General features: G+C 61.5%; 5 protein-coding genes. All 5 read right to left on the bottom strand.

From position 1 onward, the window contains the following. Positions 1 to 1,009, bottom strand: a 1,009-nt coding sequence (locus RIF85_RS14645) for a peptidase M23 (RefSeq protein WP_309072635.1), incomplete at its 3' end; no start/stop codon positions are given. A 28-nt stretch (positions 1,010 to 1,037) separates the two neighbouring features. Next, entirely contained in the window at positions 1,038 to 1,949 is a 912-nt protein-coding gene (ftsX, locus tag RIF85_RS14640) for a permease-like cell division protein FtsX (RefSeq protein WP_309072634.1), read from the bottom strand. Further along, entirely contained in the window at positions 1,946 to 2,659 is a 714-nt protein-coding gene (gene ftsE, locus RIF85_RS14635) for a cell division ATP-binding protein FtsE (protein ID WP_309072633.1), read from the bottom strand. Before ftsE ends, ftsX begins: the two co-directional genes overlap by 4 nt. Positions 2,660 to 2,808: 149 nt before the next feature. Next, on the bottom strand, positions 2,809 to 3,924 hold the full coding sequence (prfB, locus tag RIF85_RS14630) for a peptide chain release factor 2 (protein ID WP_309072632.1): 1,116 nt from the start codon (positions 3,922 to 3,924) through the stop codon (positions 2,809 to 2,811). A 37-nt stretch (positions 3,925 to 3,961) separates the two neighbouring features. Further along, a complete protein-coding gene (locus RIF85_RS14625; RefSeq protein ID WP_309072631.1) occupies positions 3,962 to 4,465 on the bottom strand; it encodes a pilus assembly protein TadG-related protein in 504 nt (167 codons plus the stop codon). Positions 4,466 to 4,549 lie beyond the last annotated feature (84 nt).

The raw sequence follows: 4,549 nt of genomic DNA, 5'->3' as shown, positions 1-4,549 counted from the left end.
CTGCTTCGGCAGCACGCCGGTTCGCCTCTGCCGCTTCTGCTGCTGCACGACGGTTGGCCTCCGCCGCTGCGGCTGCGCGCCGTTCGTTCTCGATCCGCGCCCGTTCCTCAGCCTCGGCCTTCAGCCTTGCCTCTTCACGCTTGCGCGCCTCTTCGATCAGCTTGCGCTGGCGTTCCGCAATATCGACAACGACTTGCTGGTGTGCTTCTTCCACCTGCGCAAGCTTTGCCTCAATGACTGGCTTCTGCTTCTGCAGTTTTTCTGAGAGCTTGGACGTATCGGAGATGAGGGTGTCGACCTTCGCCTTTTCGGCAGCGGCCTCATCCCTGGCAACCTGTTCAGCGACAAGGGCTGCATCAGCCTTCGTTTTCAGGTCAGCTATCTCCTCCTCGACGGCGACGAGACGGGCCTGCGAGTTCACATTTGTCGCGTTCTGCTGCGCCAGACGCTCCAGTGCGGAATTCTGGTTGCGCAGTGCCTGCTCAACCAGCTCCATGGATGCGAATCCATCGGAGCCCTTGCTCCCAAGCATCAGTGAGAGGCCGGTGGGCACACCCCCGCTCTTGTAGGCCTGGGTGGCAATCTGGCCGATCACCGTCCGGGTCTCAGCCATCTCGGCCTCATCCTGCTTCAACTGCTCGGTGATCTTGTTCTTCGTCTCCTGGGCCAGCTGCACGCGCTGAGCGAGAGCGTTGACCTCGGCCGTAGCGGCTTCCACCCGACCCTGCGCATCCGCGAGTGCTTGCTGCGCTCCCGGCAGTTGGCCCTGGTAAACCTTCAGCTGTGCAATCGTCTCGGAGATGTCGGCGTCGAGGTACTCGATCGATTGCTGAACTTCCTCGATCTGCTGCTCTAACGCCGACTTGCGATCCTCCAACTCATCGGCGTGGACCGGCCCACTCAGCGTCAGCGTCAGGGCCGTTACGGCAGCCAATGACAGGGCGATCAGGCTTTTTCCAGCCGCGGGCCGGGCAGTCAGGCCGGGCTTGCAGGGGATCACGCGGGGCATACGGTCTCGTTTCTCACAATCAACAATCCTAAACCTTCAAGTAGCGTCTGAGGGTTAGGAGGGACGACGCACCGGCCAGTAACGCTCCGAGGAGGAACAGGGCCGGAACCACCAGGAGGAGTTCCTGCGTCGAGATGAACCCCATCTGCGGGTACTCCCTCGAGAGCCACTCGCCGCCATATCGCAGCACCGCCCACAGCGTCCCCGAGGCGATTGCCGCTCCCAGGATGGCCGCAATGACGCCCTCCAGGACGAAAGGTAACTGAATAATCGCTTTGCTCGCGCCGACCAGCCGCATGATGCCCGTTTCCCGCCGACGGCTGAAGGCGGACAGTCTGATGGTGGTGGCAACCAGCAGGATTGCCCCCACACTCATGACGACGGCGATTCCGAGGGCGACGAGGGAGGCGATATTGATGTACCCGAAGATCTCTTCCAGGTATTCACGCTGATCGCTGACGATATCCACTCCCGGTTCCGAGGAGAAGGCCTCACTGATGACCTCGTACTTCTCGGGATCGACAAGTCCCACCCGGAACGACTCGGGAAGCTGCTCGGCAGTCACCGCCTCCACGATGGGCGAGTTGGCAAGCTGGTCACGGAAGTGAACCAGTGCCTGGTCCTGCGATTCGTACTCGACCGTGTCGACGTACGCGCTGAGTTCGGGCGACTTTAGCTTCGCCTCGATCGCTGCGCGCTGTTCGTCCGTGACAGGTCCGGATGCGCAGCTCTCCGAGGTCGAGTTTTCGACGCACAGGAATACTGCGACCTGGACGCGGTCGTACCAGTACCCCTTCATCTGGTTGATCTGTAACTGTAGAAGACCTGCAGCGCCGACGAAGGTGAGCGAGATGAAGGTGACAAGAACGACCGAAACCACCATGACCAGGTTCCGTCGCATGCCGGAAGCGATCTCGCCCAGAACGAATGCGAACCTCATCCGGCGGCCGCCGTCGTCGTCGTTGGTTCTCCGATGTAGATGCCCTGCGCGTCATCGCGGACCACGGAGCCATCCCGGAGCTCGACCACGCGTTTGCGCATGGTGTTCACGATGTCGTCGTCGTGCGTTGCCATTACTACTGTCGTGCCGTTCTGATTGATCTTGTCGAGCACCTTCATGATTCCCATGGAGGTTGTGGGGTCGAGGTTTCCGGTGGGCTCATCAGCGAGCAGGATTCCGGGTTTGTTCACGATTGCGCGTGCAATGGCTACGCGCTGCTGCTCGCCGCCCGACAGTTCATGGGGCATGCGGTTGTTCTTGCCTTCAAGGCCGACTGTTTTCAGAACCTCCGGAATCGTTTCCCTGATGACCGCGCGGCTCTTCCCAATGACCTGCATGGCGAAGGCCACGTTGGCGAACACCGACTTGTTGGGCAGAAGGCGGAAGTCCTGGAAGACGACGCCGATCCCCCGCCGGAGTTTGGGCACTCGCCAGCTGGGGATGTTGGCGACGTTCTGGCCTGCCACGTACACCCCTCCGCGTGTTGCCCGGTCCTCCTTGAGCACAAGACGGATGAACGTCGACTTACCGGAACCGGAAGCACCCACCAGGAAGACAAACTCGCCCCGGTCGACGTCCAGGCTAACGCTGTCCAGGGCGGGCTTCGACTTCTGGTCGTAGACCTTTGTGACTTGCTCGAATCTGATCATGACTACTCTGCGCCCACAAAATGCTGCCGGTACACGGGCATGGGTGGGGGAAGGAGAGACCGGCCTCCTCGACTATAGGCAGCCGGTCCCCGCGGACCCGGACAGCTTCGCGGTGTGTCGTCGATTCGAAACGTGCAGGGCTGTGCGGATCAGGCCTCGCTGTTGCGGTTGTTGGCCCGCCAACGAATGCCTGCGTCGATGAAGTCGTCAATCTCGCCATCGAAGACGGCAGAGGGGTTTCCCACCTCATGCTCCGTGCGAAGGTCCTTCACCATCTGGTACGGATTAAGAACATAGGAGCGCATCTGGTCCCCCCACGAAGCCTTCACGTCGCCGGCGAGCGCCTTCTTCTCGGCGTCCTCCTGCTCCTTCTTCAGCAGCAGTAACCGGGACTGGAGAACCCTGAGCGCTGCTGCCCTGTTCTGGATCTGGGATTTCTCGTTCTGCATCGAGACAACGATGCCGGTGGGGATGTGGGTCAGACGGACAGCCGAGTCCGTCGTGTTGACCGACTGGCCGCCAGGACCCGACGAGCGGAAGACGTCGACGCGGATCTCATTGTCGGGGATCTCGATGGAGTCCGTCTGTTCGATGAGCGGGATGACCTCGACGGCGGCGAAGGATGTCTGGCGCCTGCCCTGGTTGTCGAACGGGCTGATCCGGACCAGGCGGTGCGTGCCGGCTTCAACGGACAGCGTACCGAACGCGTACGGGGCCTTGACCTCGAACGTTGCCGATTTGAGTCCGGCTTCTTCCGCGTAAGACGTATCCAGCACCTGGGTGGGGTAACCGCGGCGTTCCGCCCAGCGCAGATACATGCGCAGCAGCATCTCGGCGAAATCTGCGGCGTCCACTCCCCCGGCCCCCGAGCGGATGGTGACAACCGCCTCGCGCTCGTCCCATTCCCCTGCCAGCAGGGTGACGACTTCGAGTTCGTCCAGGGCCTTGCTCAGGGAGGTCAGTTCCTTGACGGACTCAGTGCGGGAGTCTTCGTCGTCCTCATCCTGCGCGAGTTCGACGAGGACCTCGAGGTCATCGATGCGTGCCGTCAGTTTTTGCAACCGGTCGATCTCGGCTTGCTTGTGGGACAGCCTCGACGTGATTTGTTGCGCTGCTGAGGGATCATCCCAGAGGTTGGGTTCACCCGCCTGCTCGCTGAGTTCGGCTATTTCTGCGCGGATCGCTTCTACGTCCGTTACTGCCTCAATGGAGTCGTATTTTGCTCGGAGCGCGCGGATTTCCGCGGAAAAATCAATATCTGCCATGGTGTTTCAAGACTACGTCATGGTCCTGTTCGCTTGGTCAACGTGTAAGGTCGGCGCGTGCATCCGCGGTCGCCGCGATGGGTATGCCTGCAGGAACGAGGAAGTTGACGATCGGCGGGTGGACGACGGCGGTCAGAACCACCCTGGCCGTGCGCTCGTCTGGCGCTCCAGTTGCGGGATCTATGGCGAGGTCGTTGAAGCGCGCTACTGAGCCGGAGCGCTCAAGGTACGCGGCGGCGGCCTGGGACACCGACGTCGAATCGAGCGCGGGAGTCGGTTCGCCGCCGCCGGAGTTGATGGAGGCCACCGAGAAAGTATCGGCTGCACTGAGCGCCGCTCCATCTGCAACGGAGAGCAGCTTCTTGTGCTCGATATATACGGCGGACGCAGCGGTGACGACGGCGACGACGAGCAGTGAGAGCAGCATGTAGCCGATGATCAGCACGGTGATCTGGCCGTCGTCGTTGCTCATGACGTCGTTGTTCATGACGTCGTTGCTCATGACGCGCGAACGTGGGTTGTCTGCTCCGGTTTCCGTCATCCGAACCGCTCCACAAGTTGGGTTGCGCTTGAGTCGACCGTTGCTGCTGACGTGTTCAACCCGGGCATTGTGGGGACCAACGGG

Source organism: Arthrobacter sp. (assembly GCF_031179385.1).
In the GTDB taxonomy this organism is placed as follows: Bacteria; Actinomycetota; Actinomycetes; order Actinomycetales; family Micrococcaceae; genus Arthrobacter_D.
This window is presented reverse-complemented; position numbering and strand designations above follow the sequence as displayed.